The sequence below is a fragment of the Lutimaribacter saemankumensis genome (genome assembly GCF_900100005.1).
Taxonomy (GTDB): Bacteria; Pseudomonadota; Alphaproteobacteria; order Rhodobacterales; family Rhodobacteraceae; genus Lutimaribacter; species Lutimaribacter saemankumensis.
The window spans coordinates 40,079-58,398 of the sequence record NZ_FNEB01000008.1 but is presented as its reverse complement, the minus strand read 5'-3'; the positions used below and the strand labels follow the sequence as shown (position 1 = coordinate 58,398).

General features: G+C 65.6%; 18 protein-coding genes. 10 read left to right on the top strand and 8 right to left on the bottom strand.

The window, feature by feature from the left end; all coding sequences use genetic code 11:
• Positions 1-15: 15 nt before the first annotated feature.
• Positions 16-723, bottom strand: a complete 708-nt coding sequence (locus BLT50_RS14645) for an SGNH/GDSL hydrolase family protein (RefSeq protein ID WP_090029454.1) — start codon at positions 721-723, stop codon at positions 16-18.
• A 155-nt stretch (positions 724-878) separates the two neighbouring features.
• Here BLT50_RS14645 and BLT50_RS14640 point away from each other — a divergent pair, with 155 nt between their 5' ends.
• The 4 genes from BLT50_RS14640 (at position 879) to BLT50_RS14625 (ending at position 4,963) form a co-directional block, all read left to right on the top strand.
• Entirely contained in the window at positions 879-2,081 is a 1,203-nt protein-coding gene (locus BLT50_RS14640; protein ID WP_090029453.1) for a TCR/Tet family MFS transporter, read from the top strand.
• Between the two features lie 91 nt (positions 2,082-2,172).
• Complete coding sequence (locus tag BLT50_RS14635; RefSeq protein ID WP_090029452.1) at positions 2,173-3,258, top strand: Zn-dependent alcohol dehydrogenase; 1,086 nt, start codon at positions 2,173-2,175, stop codon at positions 3,256-3,258.
• Between the two features lie 68 nt (positions 3,259-3,326).
• Positions 3,327-4,559: a mandelate racemase/muconate lactonizing enzyme family protein gene (locus tag BLT50_RS14630; protein WP_090029451.1), complete on the top strand. Its 1,233-nt coding sequence runs from the start codon at positions 3,327-3,329 to the stop codon at positions 4,557-4,559.
• A 65-nt stretch (positions 4,560-4,624) separates the two neighbouring features.
• Positions 4,625-4,963: an ArsR/SmtB family transcription factor gene (locus tag BLT50_RS14625; protein WP_245723403.1), complete on the top strand. Its 339-nt coding sequence runs from the start codon at positions 4,625-4,627 to the stop codon at positions 4,961-4,963.
• Here BLT50_RS14625 and BLT50_RS14620 read toward each other — a convergent pair.
• The 4 genes from BLT50_RS14620 to BLT50_RS14605 form a co-directional block, all read right to left on the bottom strand.
• Positions 4,960-5,859: a CobW family GTP-binding protein gene (locus tag BLT50_RS14620; protein ID WP_245723402.1), complete on the bottom strand. Its 900-nt coding sequence runs from the start codon at positions 5,857-5,859 to the stop codon at positions 4,960-4,962. The two genes, BLT50_RS14625 and BLT50_RS14620, sit on opposite strands and share 4 nt — an antisense overlap.
• Positions 5,856-7,484, bottom strand: coding sequence for an amidohydrolase (locus BLT50_RS14615; protein ID WP_090029449.1), 1,629 nt, complete (start codon positions 7,482-7,484; stop codon positions 5,856-5,858). Before BLT50_RS14615 ends, BLT50_RS14620 begins: the two co-directional genes overlap by 4 nt.
• Positions 7,485-7,628: 144 nt before the next feature.
• Complete coding sequence (locus tag BLT50_RS14610) at positions 7,629-8,666, bottom strand: TRAP transporter substrate-binding protein (RefSeq protein WP_090029448.1); 1,038 nt, start codon at positions 8,664-8,666, stop codon at positions 7,629-7,631.
• 78 nt (positions 8,667-8,744) lie between these two features.
• Positions 8,745-9,938 carry a cytochrome P450 gene (locus BLT50_RS14605; protein WP_245723401.1) on the bottom strand — a complete coding sequence of 398 codons (1,194 nt, stop codon included), beginning with the start codon at positions 9,936-9,938 and terminating at the stop codon, positions 8,745-8,747.
• 106 nt (positions 9,939-10,044) lie between these two features.
• Here BLT50_RS14605 and BLT50_RS14600 point away from each other — a divergent pair, with 106 nt between their 5' ends.
• Complete coding sequence (locus tag BLT50_RS14600) at positions 10,045-10,935, top strand: LysR family transcriptional regulator (RefSeq protein ID WP_175491489.1); 891 nt, start codon at positions 10,045-10,047, stop codon at positions 10,933-10,935.
• Here BLT50_RS14600 and BLT50_RS14595 read toward each other — a convergent pair.
• Positions 10,932-12,686: a feruloyl-CoA synthase gene (locus tag BLT50_RS14595; RefSeq protein ID WP_245723400.1), complete on the bottom strand. Its 1,755-nt coding sequence runs from the start codon at positions 12,684-12,686 to the stop codon at positions 10,932-10,934. The two genes, BLT50_RS14600 and BLT50_RS14595, sit on opposite strands and share 4 nt — an antisense overlap.
• Before the next feature lie 106 nt (positions 12,687-12,792).
• Between BLT50_RS14595 and BLT50_RS14590 the strand changes: the two genes are divergently transcribed.
• Positions 12,793-13,269 carry a DUF3237 domain-containing protein gene (locus tag BLT50_RS14590; RefSeq protein WP_245723399.1) on the top strand — a complete coding sequence of 159 codons (477 nt, stop codon included), beginning with the start codon at positions 12,793-12,795 and terminating at the stop codon, positions 13,267-13,269.
• A gap of 112 nt (positions 13,270-13,381) precedes the next feature.
• On the opposite strand, the gene BLT50_RS14585 is transcribed toward BLT50_RS14590, so the two are convergent.
• Positions 13,382-14,587, bottom strand: coding sequence for a 3-hydroxybenzoate 6-monooxygenase (locus BLT50_RS14585; protein ID WP_090029446.1), 1,206 nt, complete (start codon positions 14,585-14,587; stop codon positions 13,382-13,384).
• Between the two features lie 97 nt (positions 14,588-14,684).
• Here BLT50_RS14585 and BLT50_RS14580 point away from each other — a divergent pair, with 97 nt between their 5' ends.
• A complete protein-coding gene (locus BLT50_RS14580; RefSeq protein WP_217629239.1) occupies positions 14,685-15,152 on the top strand; it encodes a MarR family winged helix-turn-helix transcriptional regulator in 468 nt (155 codons plus the stop codon).
• A 9-nt stretch (positions 15,153-15,161) separates the two neighbouring features.
• Here BLT50_RS14580 and BLT50_RS14575 read toward each other — a convergent pair whose 3' ends face one another.
• Positions 15,162-15,404, bottom strand: coding sequence for an accessory factor UbiK family protein (locus BLT50_RS14575; protein WP_090029445.1), 243 nt, complete (start codon positions 15,402-15,404; stop codon positions 15,162-15,164).
• A 96-nt stretch (positions 15,405-15,500) separates the two neighbouring features.
• Here BLT50_RS14575 and lgt point away from each other — a divergent pair, with 96 nt between their 5' ends.
• Genes lgt through pgeF form a run of 3 tightly spaced genes read left to right on the top strand, consistent with a single transcriptional unit; the run spans position 15,501 to position 18,201 of the window.
• Positions 15,501-16,391 carry a prolipoprotein diacylglyceryl transferase gene (gene lgt, locus BLT50_RS14570; protein WP_090029444.1) on the top strand — a complete coding sequence of 297 codons (891 nt, stop codon included), beginning with the start codon at positions 15,501-15,503 and terminating at the stop codon, positions 16,389-16,391.
• Complete coding sequence (locus BLT50_RS14565; protein WP_090029443.1) at positions 16,388-17,449, top strand: class I SAM-dependent methyltransferase; 1,062 nt, start codon at positions 16,388-16,390, stop codon at positions 17,447-17,449. Before lgt ends, BLT50_RS14565 begins: the two co-directional genes overlap by 4 nt.
• Positions 17,446-18,201, top strand: a complete 756-nt coding sequence (pgeF, locus tag BLT50_RS14560; protein ID WP_090029442.1) for a peptidoglycan editing factor PgeF — start codon at positions 17,446-17,448, stop codon at positions 18,199-18,201. Before BLT50_RS14565 ends, pgeF begins: the two co-directional genes overlap by 4 nt.
• The last annotated feature ends 119 nt before the right edge of the window (positions 18,202-18,320 follow it).

Sequence of the window (18,320 nt, the reverse complement as noted above, 5' to 3'; positions counted from 1 at the left end):
CGGGACGAACGCGGGCTAGGCCAACAGCCGCCTGAGCCCGCGCCAGATTTGATCGGCCATGAACTCCGCCCCTGCGGCGTTCGCATGATGTCCGTCATCGGCATAGAGCCGTTGCCCCACATCCGTGGCATCGAGCCAGCGATGCGGCAAGTCGACCACCGGATGCCCCAACGCGCCATAATGCGCCATCGTCCGGTCGGCGAAATCGCGCGGGTTCGACGGCACCTGCGCCAGAAGCCCGGCATCGCTGTAAACCCGGTTGCCCTGCGCGGCGGGGAATGGCGGGCACAGCAACAGGGGGGCTGGTGCCGCAAAGCGCGCGATCCGTCCGATTGCCAGCGCCGATCCCAACCGATCCACCGCGCGCAGCGGCGTCCCGGTGAAATCCTGCACGACGACCGCATCCCAACCTTGCCGCAAAACAGCGGGAACTCCCGGGATGCGGATCGTTTCCACAAGCCGGGCGCCTGTCGCCGCAAGTGTGGCAGCGCTCAACGCGATACCATCCTGCCCCGCCAGGACCGACACGCGGCCCGGCACGTCGTGCCGCAGGAGCATCGAATTGCCGATGAACAGCACGCGCGGCCTGGGCAGGTCGCCACCCTGCACCCCCGCCAGATGGTCGTCCGTCAATTTGGGCGTCCTGCGCGGGGCATTGTGCAGGCGCAACACCGCGCCCGCCCCGGCGACGCCCGCGGCCACCAGCGCACCGCCTGCAAGCATCAAAACCCTGCGCCTGTCCATATGCCCCTTTCAGTGCCTTGCCCACACCCCGGACACTACAGCCCAAGCCGCACCCGGTTTCAACGCCCCGACGTCAAAGCTTTCCCTTTTGCGTGGTCCGGCCTATCGTCCCCCGGTCCGTTCGAAGGTTGCCCATGCGTCTGCCCGTTTTCTTCATCCTGCTGACTGTCATCCTCAACGCGATGGGGATCGGCCTGATCCTGCCCGTCATGCCCGATCTCATCCGCGAGGTGAATGGCGGCGACATATCGGGCGCCGCGATCTGGGGCGGAATCCTGTCAGCCAGTTTCGCGGTGATGCAGTTCCTGTTCGCACCGCTCGTCGGTAACCTGTCCGACGCGTTCGGACGCCGCCCGGTGATGCTGGCATCGCTTCTGGCGATGGCGCTGGATTACGTGGTCATGGCACTTGCCGGGTCGATCTGGCTGTTGCTGGCCGGGCGCATCTTCGGCGGTATCACCGCGGCGACCAACGCCACCGCCACCGCCTATATGGCCGACATCTCGACCCCGCAGGAAAAGGCCCGCAATTTCGGGCTGATCGGTGCCGGGTTCGGCGTGGGCTTTGTGTTCGGGCCAATGCTGGGCGGGCTTCTGGCCGAGTATGGCACGCGCGCGCCGTTTTATGGCGCGGCTGCGCTGTCGCTGGCCAACACCGCCCTCGGCTGGGCCGTTCTGCGCGAAACCGTGACCGACGCCACCCGCCGCACATTCGACATCAAGCGCGCCAACCCGTTCGGCGCCTTCCGCGCCGTCGCGCGCCTGCCGGACCTGACGGCCCTGTTGTGGGTGTTCTTCTTTTTCCAGGTCGCCACGATGGTCTACCCGGCTGTCTGGGCCTATTTCACCGCCGAAAGGTTCCAGTGGTCGCCCGGCCTGATCGGGGTAAGCCTTGCGGTTTACGGCGTGTCCATCGCGGTCGTGCAGGGCGCCCTTGTGCGCCCGGCCATCCGCATGATGGGCGAACGCAAGACGGTGATTTTCGGGCTTGCGGTCGAAGTCGTCAGCCTGGTGATCCTTGGCGTCATCACCAGCGGAACCGCGGTGCTTTTCCTGATTCCCATAACAGCCATAGGCGCGATCGGCGCCCCGGCCCTGCAGGGGATCATGTCACGCCTGACACCCGACAACGCGCAGGGCGAATTGCAGGGCGTGCTGACCAGCGTCACGTCCATCGCGATGATCCTGGCGCCGGTGGTCATGACCCAGACCTTCGCCGCCTTCACCGGGGACAACGCCCCGGTCTACCTGCCGGGGGCGCCCTTCCTGCTGGCCGCGGTTCTGATGGCGGTCAGCCTTGTCCTTTTCCGCCGCCGCGTCACCCCGCAGATCGCCTGATATTCCGCATCGCGCAAAAGACTTTCACCTTGCGCAGCCTGCCCGCAAGAGGCAGGCTCCGCCCGAGGATAAGACCCAGGGAGTTACCGGAATGCCCACGATCAAGGCCGCAGTCTGCCACGAATTCAATGCCCCCCTCGTGATCGAGGAGGTCAACCTGCGCGCGCCCAAGATGGGCGAGGTCGAGGTGTCGCTCGATGCCGTCGCCATTTGCCATTCGGACATCTCGTTCTGGCAAGGCGGCTTCGGCGGCGCGCTGCCTGCCGTCTACGGCCACGAGGCCGCCGGCACCGTCACCGCCGTGGGGGATGGCGTGCAAGGGATCGCGGTCGGCGACAGCGTCTGCGCGACGCTCATCCGTGCCTGCGGGCACTGCCGGTCCTGCGGTTCGGGCAAACCGACGATCTGCGAAACACCCTATGACCGCAGCAAGGGCCCGCTGTCGTCGCTCGATGGCAAACCCATCGACCACGGCCTCGCCATCGCCGCCTTCGCCGAAAAGGTGGTCGTCGATCAAAGCCAGGTCGCCGTCATTCCGGGCGACATGCCCAAGGACGCGGCCTCGCTGATCTCGTGCGGGGTCATTACCGGGCTGGGTGCCGCCGTCATCGCGGCAGATGTGCGCCCCGGCCAGGATGTCGTGGTGATCGGCGCGGGCGGCGTCGGCCTGAACTCGATCCAGGGGGCACGGCTGGCAGGTGCGCGCCGCATCGTCGCCGTCGACATGAGCGAAGAGAAACTGGCAATCGCCAAGGAATTCGGCGCCACCCACGGTGTTCTGGGGGATGGCAAACCCTGGGCCGAAGTGAAAAAGATCCTGGGCCGCGGCGCAGATGCCGTGCTGGTGACCGTGGGCGTGGCGGCCGTCTATGACAAGGCGCCGCGCTATCTGGCCAATGGCGGCAACGTGGTGATGGTCGGGATGCCGCATCTCGACCAGACGGCCAACTATTCGCCCATCATCATGGCCGATGCGGGACAGGGCATGATCGGCTCCAAGATGGGCGACATGGTGATCAAGCGCGACATCCCGTGGATTGTCGACCTTTACCAGCAGGGCCGGATCAAGCTGGACGAGCTGATCTCGGGGCGCTGGACGCTGGATCAGATCAACGAGGCGATCGCCGACACGCTCACCGGTGCGGCGCGGCGCAACGTGATCGTGTTCGACCGCTAGGCGCCCACCGAGGAACCCGGACGGATCAACCGTCTGTCCGGGGCCACAAGACAGCCGGAGACCGACAGATGAAACTGACCGATCTCGACATCATCGTAACCGCGCCGCCCGCGCCGGGTTGGGGCGGGCGATACTGGATCCTGGTAAAACTCACCACCGACACCGGGATAACCGGCTGGGGCGAGGTCTATGCCGCCTCGATAGGCCCCGAAGCGATGAAGCACGTCATCCGCGATGTGTTCGACCGCCACATGGCCGGCGAAAACCCCGAGAATGTGGAACTCATGTTCCGCCGCGCCTATTCCAGCGGTTTCACCCAGCGGCCCGACCTGACCGTTATGGGCGCGTTTTCGGGCCTGGAGATCGCCTGCTGGGACATACTCGGCAAGGATCGCGGGCGGCCGGTCTGGGCCCTTCTGGGTGGGCGGATGAACGAAAAGATCCGCGCCTACACCTATCTCTACCCCCTGCCCCAGCACGACATGAACGCGTTCTGGGTATCGCCCGAAATGGCGGCCGAGGCCGCGGCGGATTGCGTCGCGCGGGGCTGGACCGCCGTCAAGTTCGACCCGGCGGGCCCTTACACGATGCGCGGCGGGCACATGCCGGCGATGTCCGACATCACCCGCTCGGTCGCCTTCTGCAAGGCGATCCGCGAAGCCGTGGGCGACCGCGCCGACCTGCTTTTCGGCACGCATGGGCAATTCACGCCCGCCGGCGCGATACGCCTTGGCCAGGCGCTGGAACCCTACAGCCCGCTCTGGTTCGAAGAGCCCATTCCCCCGGACAACCTTCTCGATTTCCAGCGCGTTGCGCAGGCCGTGCGCATCCCCGTCGCCACCGGCGAACGCATGACCACCAAGGCAGAATTCGCGACGCTGCTGCGCACGGGCGGCGCCGAAATCCTGCAACCGGCACTGGGTCGCGCGGGCGGCATCTGGGAGATGAAGAAACTCGCCGGCATGGCCGAAGCGTTCGGCGCACAGATGGCCCCTCACCTGTATGCGGGGCCGGTCGAATGGGCGGCGAACCTGCATCTTGCCACCTCGATCCCCAACATTCTGATCGCGGAATGCATCGAAACCGATTTTCACGACAGCCTGATAAAGGGCGCAATCCGCGTCGAGGAAGGGTTCGTCAGACTGTCGGACGCTCCAGGCCTCGGCATCGAAATAGACGAAGATCTGGCCCGCGCTCACCCCTATACCGGCACCGGTTTGCACCTTGAAATGCAACAAGAGCCTTGCGATTACGCGAACGGGAACCATTTTGAAGGCGGAGCGCCCGCGGGCAAACGGTAACCTCGCTATTCAGGATGGGTCATGGTATGCAGATACAAAAGAACCGGATTGAAGACTTGACCACAATGGCTCCACCGGCACCGCCCTCGGAAATGGCGCGCAGCGCCCAGGCGGCGGCCGCTTACCTAAAGACGCTGGCCCATGAAGGGCGCTTGATGATCCTCTGCCATCTCGGCTCGGGCGAGAAATCCGTGGGCGAGCTGGAAGACCTGCTTGAAATCCGGCAGGCCGCCGTCAGCCAGATGCTGGCGCGTCTGCGCGAAGAAGGGCTGGTCGCCACACGCCGCGACGGCAAGACCATCTACTACAGTCTCGCCGATCAGAACACCTACGAGGTGATCGGCCTGCTCTATCGGCTGTTCTGCGGCCCCGCCGAGCAGGACGGCGGAAAGACCGCCTGCTAGCCGCCACCCATCGCCGGTTTGGTGGCCGTTTGCCACCATTCCCGGATTTCATCGCTTGAGATGCGCCCTTCCAGCCCGATCGCGACAAGGGTCGTCGACGCGGCCTCGGCCGGTTTGATATCGACCGTGCGGCCGACCACATGCAGCTCATGCGCGCCTTCGGAGGCAAGAACCTTTCCCTTGATCCGGTAGAGCCCGTCCGGCGCGGCCGCCAACGCGGCTTCCAGCGCGGCCCGGTCCAGAACCTCGCCGCCCTCATGCGCCCAGCCCACATATCCCGGATGCGGCCGCGCGGGCGAGTGCGGATCGCCCGGTGTCATGCCCAGCAGCAAGGGCGTGACCGCATCCACCGCAGACAGATCGATCACCGGCGCAGGTGACAAGGCGGCCAGCCGCGCCTCTAGCCCCCCGGGCATACCGCCACCGGCCTTCGACACCAGCAACAGATCGGCCACCGCCACCTGCCCCTGTATCTGCGCGCCGATCCTTGCGTCATCGACCAGCGCCGGCCAGTTCTGCGCGTCCACCACCACCGCAATGCCGCCATAGGCCATCTCGGGTTCCGCCCGCGCCGCCATGGCGATCTTGGCCGGATCGGCAATGCCCGACGCCTCGATCACCAGGTGGTCGGGGCGCGGACGCCGGTCCAGCGCATCGCCAAGCGCCATGAACAGGTCCGCCCCCATCGTGCAGCACACGCACCCGTTCGTCAGGGAAATCGTGTCGCCTTCGGCCTTTTCGATCAGGCTGGCGTCGATGTTGATCGCACCGAAATCGTTGACCATCACCATCACGCGCAGCCCGTGCGGTTCGGCCAGCAACCGGTTCAGAAGGGTGGTCTTGCCCGCGCCCAGGTACCCCCCGATCACGGTCAGCGGCAGCCGCGGCAGCGTCATGCCAGGGCGACCCGCCCGCCCAGGACCGTGCCCAGCACCGGCACGTCCTTGAGAGCGGCCGGATCGACCGCCAACGGATCTTCGCCCAGGATCGCGAAATCGGCGCGTTTGCCGGTTTCGATGCTGCCGATCTCATCGTCCATCTTCAGCGTATAGGCCGCGCCCATCGTGACGGCATAAAGCGCCTCGGGGACGGTGATCTTTTGGGCCTCACCCAGGGTGCGGCCCGACATCGTCTGCCGGTTGACGGCGCACCACGCGGTGAAAAGCGGGCCCAGCGGGGTCACCGGCGCGTCGGAATGCAACGCCACATGCACCCCTGCATCCAGGGCCGCGCGCGCCGCATCCATGCGTAGGGCGCGGTCCTCGCCGATGGTCAGCGCGGCGTGCTGGTCGCCGAAATACCAGATGTGATTGGAAAAGATGTTGCAGGCCACACCCAGTTCGACACAGCGTTCGAACTGGTCACGGCCCATCATCTGGCAATGCTGCAGCACGTGACGCGCTCCGGCCCAGGGATGCGAACGGGCGGCGGCCTCGATCGCGTCGATCGCGACCTCGCTGGCCTCGTCGCCGTTGACGTGGATATGCATCTGCACGCCGGCCTTCTGCATCTCCAGCACCATCCGGTGAATTTCGTCGGGCGCCATGTTCCAAATGCCGTTGGGTTGGCCGCCCACGTAATGCGGCCACTTCACCCGCGCGGTCCAGCCCTGGATCGATCCGTCCGTCATCAGCTTGACCGCACCCAGCCGTAGTTTTTCGGTCGATTTCGCGCGAAGGTTCACGGCCCGCGCCGCCGATTGCGCCGGATCGGTGCCCGCCACCCCCAGCACGCTGACCAGCCGTGCGGTGAACGCCTCGTCCGAGGTCACGGACAGCAACCCGTCCAGATCCTCGTCTTCCATCTGCGCGTAAAGATCGGTCACCGTCGTGACGCCCGCACGCATGCACACCTGCCCATAGGTGCGGATCGACTCGGGCTTTTGCGTCAGCCCCCGGAAATCCATGCCCACCCGGCGCATGACGGGGAACATCGCGGCCATTTCCTGCAACTCGCCCGTGGGTTCGCCCGATGCGTCCTTGACGACACCTTCGACATTGCTCGACCGGTCATAGCCCGCCAGCTCCAGCGCCTTCGAATTCACGCACATCAGGTGGAAATTCGAGAACATGATCGCCACCGGGCGATCCGCGCTGATCCGGTCAAGATGCTTGCGGCTCAAACGTTCGCCATCGAAAAAGATCGGGTCCAGACCCCAGCCGATCAGCGGCTCCCCCTCGGCCAGACCCTTTTCGTATTCCGAAAGGTCGCGCACGACGGCGGCAAGGTCGGGCTTGCCCGTCCACCACTTGCCCGCCGGGTCCATCCGGTCGTGGAACCCCGCATAGGCGAAATTCCACATCGCTCCAGCCATCATGTGGGCGTGGCCCTCGACCATGCCGGGCATCAGCACGGCATCTGCCAGGCTGTCGTCATGCGTGACCGCGCCCCACTGATCGGCGCAGGAGGCATCGCCCACCGCAAGGATGTGGCCGTCACGCACCGCGACATGGGTCGCCTCGGGGCGGTTCGGGTCCATCGTGATGATCTTCTTTGCCTTGAAAACGGTTATGCCCGACATCCCGCGCGCCCTTTCGTCGTTTGACCTTTGATCCAACGGTAGCGGCAGACACCCTGCCCTTCAACGCATTGAATCATCCCGCGTCCCGACATGAAAAGGCCGCCGGCGGGATGCCGGCGGCCTTCGGTCTGCTTGGGCGGGCGATCAGCCGCCGTGTTTCTTGATCAGCGCCTTGGCCTGTTCGATCAGCGCGGCACCGTCGATGCCCTTGCTGTCCATGTCTGCCACCCAGCGTTCGATCACCGGCTGGGCCTTGGCCTTCCAGCGCGCCACCTCGGCTTCGTCCAGCTGCACGATGGTGTTGCCTGCGGCTTCGGCGATGTCGCGCCCCGGCTTGTCGTAGTCATACATGACCTGGGCCGCGAACTCGGCCAGCTTCATGCCCGACTCCGCGTCGATCGCCGCGCGGACATCGTCCGGCAGGCTGTCGTACTTGTCACGGTTCATCACCATGATGATGGTTGCGGTATAAAGCGCCTCGTTGCCGCCGAACTCGGTGTGGTTGGTCACCAGTTCGCTCAGCTTGATCGCGGGCGTCACTTCCCACGGGATCACCGTGCCGTCGACCACGCCCTTGGACAGCGCCTCGGGGATCGCGGGCAGCGGCATGCCGACAGGCGTTGCGCCCAGCTCGCCCAGCAGGTCCGAGATCACGCGGGTCGGGCCGCGCAGCTTCTTGCCTTCGAGGTCTTCCAGCTTGGTCACACCGTCCTTGGTATGCACCACGCCGGGTCCGTGAACCCAGGCGCCCAACACCTTGACCGAGCTGTATTCACCGTCCTGCAGATCGGTTTCGACCAGTTCCTGGAACGCCTTTGCCGTCGCGACCGGATCGGTCATCATGAAGGGCAGTTCGAACACTTCGGTCTTGGGGAATCGGCCCGGCGTATAGCCCACGACCGTCATGATGATATCGGCGACACCGTCGATCGCCTGATCCATCAGGTCCGGCGGACGCCCGCCCAGGGCCATCGCGTCGTAATGTTCGATCTTCAACTTGCCACCGGCGGCCTCTTCCACCCGGGCAGCCCAGGGCTTCAGGATATGCTTGGGCACGGTTGCGGGTGGCGGCAGGAACTGGTGCAGGCGCAGTGTCACTTCCTGCGCGGCAGCCAGCCCGGGCATCAGACCCAGCGATAGCGCCGCGGCGGTCACCGTTTTCATCAGATTGCGTCGTTTCATGTTTCCTCCCTGGAGTTCCGGCCGGTTGGTCCGGCCTGCGAAAAAAATGTTATCCTGTATAACCGCTTTATCCACAGATCAGTTCAGCACTACCGGCAGGCTGCGCGGCCCGCGAAAGCCGAAGCCGGTAAACCGCACGGCATCGGCATCCGCCAACGCCATGTCTGGGAACCGGTCGAACAGCATCGGCAGCATGATGTTCGCCAGCATCCGCCGCGCCACATGGGTGCCCTGGCAGAAATGCGGACCGTTGCCAAAGGCCTGGTGCGGCTGCTTGGGGCGGAAGATGTTGTAGAGATGGCCATCTTCGTACAGGTCTTCGTCATGGCAGGCCGAGGCCTGGATCGTCATGACCGTATCGCCCTTGGGAATGTGAAAGCCGCGTATCTCGGTGTCTTCCGTCACCAGGCGCGACGACACCTGGATCGGCGCGACCCAGCGCACGCCTTCTTCGAAGGCTTCCATCCACAGCCCGTCCCGCTTGGCCGCCTCGAACTGATCGGGGTTCGACAGCAGCCCGTAGACGATGGTCAGCAGCGCATCTCGCGGTTCGTTGATGCCGCCGCCGATGGCGATCTTGATATTCGAATGAATCTGGCTTTGCGGGATCGGATCTTCGGCGTTCACCATCACCGACAGCGCGCTCTGGTTCGGCTCGGCCCGGTGCCGTTCGGCCGCCGCGATGAACAGGGCGTCCATCTCGTCATTGGCCTTGTCGCATTCCGCGAACAGCGCGTCCGTCCAGCCGAAATTCCCGGCCCCGTCGATCAGGATCTGCGACCAGCGCTGCATGTCCTCGTCCGACGCTTCGGGAATACCCAGAAGATGCGTCAGGCAGCGCGCGGCGAATGGCCCCGCCAGCGCGGTGAACAGGTCCACGGTTTCGCCGCGCGGCAGGCGGGCGACATATTCCTCGGCCACCTTGGTATAGATCGGCTCCCAGCATTGCTTGATGTTGCGGCCAGTGAATGCCGGCGCCATTGCGCCGCGTTCACGCGCGTGTTCTTCGCCATCCTTGCGCATCAGCGTATGCGCCCGAAACGCGCGCTTCATCGGCGTGTTCGGATCGTCCGACGAAAACAGGCCGGGGTTGTCCTTGACGTATTTGGTATCCTCGGCCTTGGTCAGCAGGGTCCGCCCCACCGATTTGACCCGCAACACCGGGGCCTCGCGGCGCAGGCGCGCATAAATCGGGTACGGATCGTCCGTCAGTTGGCGGATCGTGATCTGCTCGTCCAGCGGCGCCAGCCGCGTATCGGTCGTGATGGCCAATGCTCCCTCCCTCGATCATTGGACACGCTAGGCTACGCAGCGGGCTTGCCATTTGGCAATCCGATGGATTTGATAAGCCGCATCGAATTTCTCGATGGAGAGTGGAATGGACGCCTATTCGGTCGACTTCGCGGCGCTGCGCGTGCTGCGGCTGGTTCATGCGCACGGCTCGTTCACCCGCGCCGCCGAAACGCTGGGCACGACGCAAAGCGCGGTCAGCTACACGATCGACAGGCTGCGCCGCGCCTTTGGTGACCCGCTTTTCGTGCGGCAGGGTGCCGGCATCGTCGCGACCGACCGCTGCAACGAGATCGTCGAGGAATCCGGCCGGATGCTCGACCGTTTCGCCGCTCTCAGCGCGCCGCGCGGGTTCGACCCGGCCCGCGCCGACGCGGCCGTCACGGTCAGTTGCAACCATTACGAACGTGTCACCGTGGTGCCCTGGCTGATGCGGCGGCTGCGACGCGACGCGCCGGGGCTGCGGCTGCATATCATTTCCTCTACCGTGCGGGGAAAGGAACAGCTGAGCCGTGGCGAAAGCGATCTGCTGATCGGTCCGATCCGCATAGAGGAAAGCGGCTTTTTCGGCCGGCGCCTGATGGACGATCACTATGTCTGCGTCATGGACCCGGATAACCCGCTGACGCGCGCGCCTCTCGATACCGGTCGCTTTGTGGCCGCACCGCAGGCGGTGGTGACCTATGGCGGCAACTGGCGCTCGGCCTATCTGCTGGAAATGGAACGTGCCGGCGTCGCCCCGAACATGGTGGCCGAGGTGCCCAGCCCCGCAAACCTGCCGCAACTGCTGGCCGGGACCGACCTGATCGCTACAGTGCCGGCCCGCGTTGCGCAGGCGTTCGGCCCCGGCCTGACGATCCGCGACTGCCCGTTTCCCGCGCCGTTCGGGATCGACCTTTATTGGACGGGGCGCACCCATCACGCACCGATGCACAAATGGCTGCGCGGCCTGATCGCGCAGGCCGCGGCCGAGCTTTAACGGCCCTCGACCTTCAATCCGCGCGCGCCCGAATAAAGCAGCTCGACCGCCTCCGGCCTGTGCCGGATCACCGCGCGCTGGTTGATCGACCCTTTGTCCGTGACCTCACCCCGGTCCAGATCGGGCGGGTCGCGCAACAGAACGGCCCGCGCGATGCGGGTCGAACTGCCCGTCGCGGTGGCGGCGAAATCGTCCAGCATTGCCGACAACGCGGCCGCATCGGGATCGGCCCCGTCGGCGGGGAAAAGCAGCGCGCCCAGCTCGTCACGCCCTTCGCCCACGATGACGGCATCGCGCAGAAGCCCACCGAAATGATCGACCAGCCGCGCGCGCAGCGCACCGACGGCAACCCATGTCCCGGTGCCCAGCTTGAAATTCTCGGCCACGCGGCCATCGAAGAAGAACCCTTTCGACAGGTCGCCCGGATCGGCGGGGCGCAGCGCATCGCCCAGGCAATAGAACCCCTCGTCATCCAGCATTGCGGCACTGGCCTCGGGCGCGCCCAGATATCCCGGCGTGATCGACGGCGATTTCAATCGCGCCTCGAGCTTGCCTTCGTTCGGCACCAACTTGAGCGTCACGCCCTTCGCCGGCACGCCGATATTGCCGGGGCTTTTCTGCGGTGTGGTGCACATCAACGCGAACGGGCCGGTTTCGGTGGCACCCAGCGCGGTCGTCAGAAGCACCTCGTGCCCCGTCACCTCGCGCGCAAGACCGGTCAGCCCGTCCCACAGGTGCTGCGCCATGCCGGCGCCCGCATACATCATCATGTCCAGGTTGCCGAAGAACCGTTCGGCAAGTGCCCGGTCGGCCCGGAAAGCGGCCAGCAGCATCTCCCACCCGGCGGGCACGTTGAAATACCAGGTCGGGGCGACCTCGCGCAGGTTGCGCAGGGTTTCGTCGATGGCGCCCGGCGCAGGCTTGCCCGCGTCGATATGGAAGGTGCCACCGTTGTAGAGCACCATGTGGAACACCTTGTTGCCGCTGGCGGTGTGGCTCCAAGGCGCCCAGTCGACCACGACGGGCGGGCGGCGGGCAAGGAAACGAAAGCAATCGGCCACCATGTCCTGGTTGCGCGCGATCATGTCATGGGTGTTGATCACCGCCTTGGGGCTGCCGGTCGATCCGCTGGTGAACAGGTATTTCGCCACCATGTCGCCGCGCAGCCCGGCAAAGGCGGTGTCGGCGGCTGAGGTGTCCTCCTGCGCGAGAGCCTCGAAAGGCTGCGCGCCATCGGTGGGGTTGCACGAGGTGACGACGATCACATCGCCCCCGATCGCCGCAAGCGCCCGCGCATAGCGCGCACCGTCCCCGGCATAGATCAGCCCGGGCTGCAACAGCCCGGCGACGCCGCTTAGCTTGTCGTGGGTCTGCGACACCAGCGAAAACGCCGTGGAAACCGCCGCTGTCGGCACGCCCGCATATTGCCCGGCAAGGGCAAGAAGCGCGTGGTCGATGCTGTTTTCCGACAGGATCAGCACAGGCCGCCCCTGCCCCAGACCCCGCGCAAGGAGCCCGGCGCCGATCCGCCGCATCTGCTGCCACAGCGCGCCGTAGCTGACCCGCCGCCAGCCCGCGCCATCGCGTTCGGCAAGGGCGATCCGGTCGGGGGCACGATCCGCCCAATACCCGATCCGCGCGGCAATGGTGTCGGCCAGGCGCGGCGCGGTGCCCTTGTGCGTCATGAAGGTGGTGCCGTCGGACCGACGAACGATGTCGAATTCCGGCGACCAGAAGCTTGCATTTTCCACGACGGCGTCCTCCCCTACGCGTCACCGGCAGGCTGGACGGCCGGTAGAAATTTAGTTATCTGGTATAACAAATATCTGACAGGAGCAATCCTGCAAGGGAGGGACCGTGACCGATCAGCCAAAACTGCCTGCGCCGGAACTGGCGCATGTGTGCGACCTCTATGTCGATCTGGACCCGATCCGCGAATTGGGCACGGGCCGCGCCGGGCAGCGACGGATCATTCCGATCGTCGGCGGCCGCGTTGTCGGGCCCCGTTTGAACGGGCGCATTCTGAACCTCGGCGCGGATTGGCAGACGATCTGGAACAACGGCGTGGCCGAACTGGACACGCGCTACGCGATCGAAACCGCGGACGGCGCGACGATAGAAATCCTGAACTACGGCTACAGGCACGGCCCCAGGGACGTGCTGGACGCCATCGCCCGCGGCGAGGACGTCGATCCCGGCAGCTATTACATGCGCACCCATGCGCGGCTGGAAACGGGCGATGCACGGTATGACTGGGTGAACCGCACCCTGTTCGTGGGCCGCGGCGCACGGTTGCAGCAACAGGTGGTCGTGTCGCTGTTCGCGCTGGAGTAAGCGGTTTCGGACCGGCTGCGCCGGTCCGACCGCGCGGGGGGCGCTGCCCCCCGTCGCCGCAGGCGGCGACTCCCCCCGGGATATTTCCAGAAAGAGAAAACAGCCAGGCGCGCTAGTGCTGACGCGTTTCGTACGACACCGCCCCTTCGAGCCCGGTCGACCCGTAGAGCCAGTCGATCTGGTCATACCATTCCTCGGGACCGCGGGCGCGCATGACGGCGTTGCGTAGTTCGGCGTGCGCACCGGCGGGGTGATAGACGTGCTGCCCGATCTCGCGCGATTGGAGCTGCACGCGGGCGGTGCGCAGGCGGCGCATGTCCTGGTAGCGGGTCAGCACATCGTTGCCCAGCCCGCCCTTTTCGACGCAATGGGCCAGGGCGACCGCGTCCTCCATCGCCATGCAGGCGCCTTGGGCGAAATACTGCAGCATCGGGTGCGCCGCGTCGCCCAGAAGCGCCACGCGCCCATCGACCCATGTCATCACCGGGTCACGGTCGCAGAGCACCCACAGCTTCCAGTCCTTGCCCTTGTCGATCACCTGGCGCGCGACCGGCGCGACATGTTCGAAGCCGCGGCGGACCTCGTCATGGGTGACGGGCTTGCCGGCCACGGGCTCGGGCGCGTCGTTGTGGTAGGTGACCACGAGATTGAAGCTTTTCCAGCCCTGAAGCGGGTAATGCACGATGTGGCATTTGGGCCCGGCCCAGAGCGTGGCGGCATTCCAGCGCAGATCTTCGGGCATGTCGTCGACCGAAATCACGCTGCGGTAGGTGGTATGGCCCGACACCCGGGGCGCGCCGTCGCCCAGCATCTGCTTGCGGATATTCGACCAAAGCCCATCCGCACCGATCAGGAGCGTGCCGTCGATCCGTTCGCCATCTGCGAGGATCGCCGTGACCTTGTCGCCCGCCTGGTCGTATTCGGCGACCGCCGCGCTGGTGCGAAGCTCGATCAGGTCGTGATCGCGGCAGGCCTGCAGAAAGACACCGTGCAGATCGCCTCGATGCACGACGGCATAGGGGTTGCCAAAACGCGCGCGGAACGCGTCATCGAGCGGAATACGGGTGATTTCCCGGCCTTCGATCGCATCCATCAGGCGCAGGCTGTCGACATAGACCGCCATCTTGCGCGCGGCATCGCCGACACCGAGGTAGTCGAAGGCGTGAAAGGCATTGGGCCCCAGCTGGATACCCGCCCCGATTTCGCCCAGCTGGGCCGCCTTTTCCAGCACGAGACTGCGCACACCCTTTTGCGCCAGACCCAAAGCCGTGGCCAGCCCGCCAATGCCGCCCCCCGCGATCAGAACCCGATCTGCCATTGCATCCTCCCCGTGATCAGATTTTGATACGTATACTTATTATTAGTATGCATGTAAACCCCTTCCGCGAAGCCGCCGGAGCGGCTATAGAAAAAGGATGAGCGAGATTTACCAGATGGCCGGACACCTGATCCGGCGGCTTCAACAGATTTCGGTTTCCATCTTCACCGAGCACATGCGCGATGCGGGATACGACCTGACGCCGGTGCAGTTCGCGGCGCTTTCCGCGATCGAGGCCAATCCCGAGGTCGACCAGGTGACGCTGGCAGGGCTGATCGCCTATGACCCCGTGACGCTGAGCGGCGTCATCGACCGGTTGCAGAAAAAGGGGCTGGTCAGCCGCGCGGTCAGCCCGCGCGACAGGCGCGCGCGGGTCATCGCGCTGACGCCGAGGGGGGAAAAGCTGCTTGCCGCCTGCAAGCCGGTCGTCTGGGCGCTGCAGGACGACATCCTGTCAGGGCTGGACGATGCCGAGCGCAGCACGTTCCTGTCGCTGCTGGACAAGGCGGCCAGCGCCGGGAACGCGCAAAGCCGCGCACCGCTGCGCCCGCGCGACGCGGGCTGATCCGGGCGATCAGCCCTTTTTTTCAAGCGCGTCGAGCCGCGCCTTGAGCGCCTCGTTTTCCTCGCGCGCCTTTTGGGCCATGGCGCGCACGGCGTCGAATTCTTCGCGGGTGACGAAATCGCGATCGGCCAGCCAGCGGTCGATCATGCTTTTCATCGCGGTTTCCGCCTCGGTCCGGGCGCCTTGCGCCACGCCCATGGCGTTGGTCATCAACTGCGACAGGTCGTCGAAAATCTTGTTGCGGGTTTGCATTGCGCTCTCCACCTTCTGCTTGATCCCTTATATGGGCCACGGGGGCTTCGGCCACAAGGTTGACTTGCGCCCGGCAACAGAGGCAGGAAGACGCACATGCAGGCCGCGATCCCTTTTCCCGATATATCACCCGAGCTGTTCACCATCACCGTTTTCGGGATGGAATTCGCGCTGCGCTGGTATGCGCTGGCCTATATCGTGGGCATCCTGGTGGCGTGGCGTATATCGCTGCATGCGCTGGCGCGGCCCGCGCTTTGGCATGGCGACGCGCCGCCGATGACGAAACAACAGGTCGAAGACCTGCTGACATGGATCATCATCGGCATTGTCCTGGGCGGGCGGCTGGGGTTCGTCCTGTTCTACCAGCCGGCCTATTACCTGCAGAACCCGGCCGACATCCTGAAGATCTGGCAGGGCGGGATGGCGTTTCATGGCGGGTTCCTGGGCGTTGTGGTGGCCGGCTGGCTTTACACCCGGTCGCAGGGCATCCCGAAACTGGCGGCCGGCGATGCGATTGCGCTGGGTGTGCCGGTGGGGCTGATGCTGGGCCGGATCGCCAATTTCATCAATGGCGAGCTGTGGGGGCGCCAGACCGACCTGCCCTGGGGGGTGATCTTTCCGCATCCGCTGGCGCAGGAATGTCCGGGCATCGAGGGGCTGTGCGCGCGCCATCCCTCGCAGCTTTACGAGGCATTTCTGGAGGGGGTGATCCTGCTGGGCCTGATGCTGTGGCTTGCCTATCGGCGCGGCGCGCTGAAGGTGCCAGGGCAGATCACCGGCGTGTTCATCGCGGGATATGGCGCGGCGCGTTTCGTGGTCGAGTATTTCCGGCAGGCGGATGCGCAGTTCATCACGGATGGCAACCCGCTGGGTTTCGTGATCGGGTCTGCCCAGTTCGGCCTAACAATGGGTCAGCTTTTGTCCCTGCCGATGCTGGCGGCCGGCATCGCACTGATCCTGATGGCACGGGCGCGGGTGCGGGCATGAGCCTGCGCGACCACCTGCTGGCCCGGATCGCGTCGGACGGCCCGATGAGCCTGGCCGATTTCATGGCCGAGGCGCTGCTGCACCCGACGATGGGGTATTACACCACCCGCGATCCGCTTGGCGCGGCGGGCGATTTCACCACGGCGCCCGAGATCAGCCAGATGTTCGGCGAATTGCTGGGCCTGTGCCTGGCGCAGGCCTGGCTGGACCAGGGGGCGCCCACGCCTTTCACACTGGCCGAACCCGGCCCTGGGCGGGGAACGCTGATGGCGGATGCGCTGCGGGCCACGCGGACCGTGCCGGGATTTCACGCCGCGATGCGCGTTCATCTGATCGAGGCATCGCCCGCCCTGCGTGCGCGGCAGATCGCGGCTTTGGATGGGATCGGGATCACCCATCACGACCGGATCGAAACCCTGCCCGAGGCCCCGCTGTTTCTGGTGGCGAACGAGTTTTTCGACGCCCTGCCGATCCGTCAGTACCAGCGCACCGCGACCGGCTGGGCAGAGCGGTTGATCGGCGCGCGGAACGGTGCGCTTGCCTTGGGCTTGGGCGCGGACGCAGAGCAACCGGCGCTGGCGCACCGGATGGCCGACACAAGGCCCGGCGATATCGTGGAACACTGTCCGGGCGCCGCCCCGGCCGCGCAGGAAATCGGGCGACGGATCGCCCAACACGGCGGCGCGGCGCTGATCGTGGACTATGGCGACTGGCGCAGCCTGGGCGACACGCTCCAGGCGTTGCGCGGCCATGAACGCGTCGATCCTCTGGACGCCCCCGGCACCGCCGACCTGACAGCCCATGTGGATTTCGAGGTGCTCGCCCAGGCCAGCGCGCCGGCCGCGCATACCCGACTTACGCCACAGGGCGTATTCCTCGAACGGCTGGGCATCACGCAACGAGCGCAGAGCCTGGCCAAGGGATTGACCGGCGCCGCGCTCGAGACGCATGTCGCAGCGCATCGCCGCTTGACGCACCCCGAGGAAATGGGTTCGCTGTTCAAGGTGCTGGGGCTTTACCCGGCAGGATCGACACCACCGCCCGGATTGGAGCCATGACGCTGGACATCATCACCTCGGACGCACTGCGCGGCGTGACGCACGGGTTCTTCACCCGGCGCGGCGGTGCGTCCTCGGGGGTGTTCGCCGGGCTGAATTGCGGGCAAGGCAGTTCGGACCAGACCGAGATCGTGGCGATCAACCGCGCGCGGGTGGCCGCGGCAATGGATGCCCCGCACGACCGGCTTGTCACCGTGCACCAGGTGCATTCGGCAACGGCCGTTGCTCTCGATGCCGCACCCGAGCCACGCCCCAAGGCCGATGCGATGGTGACGGCAACGCCGGGCCTTGTGCTGGGCGTTCTGACCGCCGATTGCCAGCCTGTGCTGTTTGCGGACCGCAAGGCCGGGGTCGTCGGCGCTGCACATGCGGGATGGCGTGGCGCGCTGGACGGCGTTCTGGAGGCGACGCTGGACACGATGGAAAACCTGGGCGCCGACCGCGCCGACACGGTGGCCGTGATCGGCCCCACGATCAGCCAGCGCGCCTACGAGGTCGGCCCGGAATTTCTGGAGGATTTTCTGGCCGAAGACCCCGGCAACCAAAGATTCTTCGCCAACGGAGAAGGCGACAGGTATCTTTTCGACCTGCCGGCATATGGGTTGCACCGCTTGCGCAACGCGGGAGTGGGCCAGGCGGATTGGACACGTCATTGCACCTATTCCGACCCCGAGCGATTCTTTTCCTACCGCCGGGCGACCCATGCGGGCGAGGTGGATTACGGACGCTTGATTTCAACGATCCGTTTATAATTTGGGCAAGAGTTGGGCCACAGACCGCCCAGAAATGGCCACAAACCCGGAAACAATCCGGTTCATTTTGCGGGATTGGATGGCGATCCTCATATAAATGCACTGTTTTCAGTCACTTG